This window comes from Streptomyces sp. PU-14G (genome assembly GCF_041028275.1).
Lineage (GTDB): Bacteria > Actinomycetota > Actinomycetes > Streptomycetales > Streptomycetaceae > Streptomyces.
On sequence record NZ_JASKYT010000675.1, the window covers coordinates 1 to 1526 of the forward strand.

General features: G+C 72.5%; 1 protein-coding gene and 1 pseudogene. Both read right to left on the reverse strand.

The annotated features are described in order from the left end of the window. Positions 1-350 (reverse strand): annotated as a pseudogene (locus tag AB8Z75_RS34595) (hypothetical protein); the annotation flags it as partial. A gap of 65 nt (positions 351-415) precedes the next feature. Next, positions 416-1526, reverse strand: a 1111-nt coding sequence (locus AB8Z75_RS34600) for a class E sortase (protein ID WP_369209055.1), incomplete at its 5' end; no start/stop codon positions are given.

The following is a 1526-nucleotide window of genomic DNA, read 5'->3' on the forward strand; positions in this document are numbered from 1 at the left end:
GGGTGAGGGGCCGGCCCACCGGCCGCCCCCTCACCCGCTGCCTCGGAGCTCTCCTGAGAGCCCCCGTCGGCCGTTCCCTCGGGGCCCTCCTGCGAACTCCCGTCGCCCGCCGCCTCCGAGCTCTCCTGTGCACTCCCGCCGGCCGTTTCCTCGGGGCTCTCCTGTGAACTCCCATCGCCCGCCGTCTCCGGGCTTATCCGGGAGTCCTCCTCGGCAGCGTCGTCGGGGGCTGGGGCCTCCTCCCGCGCGTCAGCGTCACCGGCGGACCCGGTGACGGGCGGCGCCGCGGCCTCAGCGGGCTCCCCCCGGTCCGCGGCCTTCCGCGCGGACTCCCGCTTGCTGTCGCTCACTGTGCCGCCTCCACCGCTCCGCCGCTTCGTTGCCGGTCGTTCCGCCGAGCCCCCGCCCGTCGGTGTCAGTCGACGAGCGCGTCCGGCTTGCCCTTGCTGCGCGGACGCTCGTCCACCATTTTGCCCCAGACGATCAGACGGTACTTGGAGGTGAATTCCGGGGTGCAGGTGGTCAGCGTGACGTACCGACCGGGCTCGTTGAAGCCCGACTTGGGCGGAACCGGATCGATCACCCCCGTGTCGGACGGGGACGTGGACGGAAGTTGCCGCGTGACCTTGTAGGTGTAGTACTTCGACTGCGTCTCGACGACGACCACGTCACCGGCCTCCAGCCGGTTGATGTAGCGGAACGGCTCGCCATGGGTGTTGCGGTGCCCGGCGAGCGCGAAGTTGCCCTTCTTGTCCCAGGGCATGGCGGTCTTCAGCGGGGCGGTGGCGTAGTGGCCGACCATGCCCTTGTCGAGCACCTTCGTCTTGGAGACGCCCTGGGCGATGGGGGCGGTGACGTCGATCCGGGGGATGTGGATGACGGCGAAGCCCTCGCCGGGTTCGAAGGCGCCGGGCTTCCTTTCGGGGTCGACACCCTTGTCGGACTTGTGCTTGTCCCACTGCTCGTGCAGTTTGTCGGTCGCGCCGCCCGCCTGTTGGTTGGCGCGGAAGTTCGTCCACCACAACTGGTAGGCGACGAAGAGCAGCATCAGCACGCCGCAGGTGATGAAGACCTCGCCGATGGCGCGGCTGGCGATGATGCCGGGCCCCGGCTTGAGCGCCCGTGCCGCCCTGCGGGCCTCCAACCGTGAGGGCCCCGGTGGGCGTTCGGTACGCGGTGGCGCGCTTCCGCCGCCTTCGCGACGTGGCGGCCGTAGCCCGAGCGTGCTCGGCCCCTCTTCCCGCGCCCCCACCGGAGCACCCGTGCGAGCCGCCCCGGACGGTGCGGACGTCCCGGACGGTACGGGCTCCCCGGACGGTGCGGACGTTCCGGACGGTGCGGGCCCGCCGTGGAGGGCGTCGCCGTAGGGGGCGTTGCCGTGGAGCGTCTGGCCGTACGCCTCGGACGGCGGCGGCGCGGGCGGTCCGCCGTGCGTCGTGGGCCCGTACGACCCCGCATGCGGCTGCGACTGCGACTGCGGCCCCGAGCGCTGCTGCGGCGGCCCCGGCTGGGGTGGGGGCTGGGGT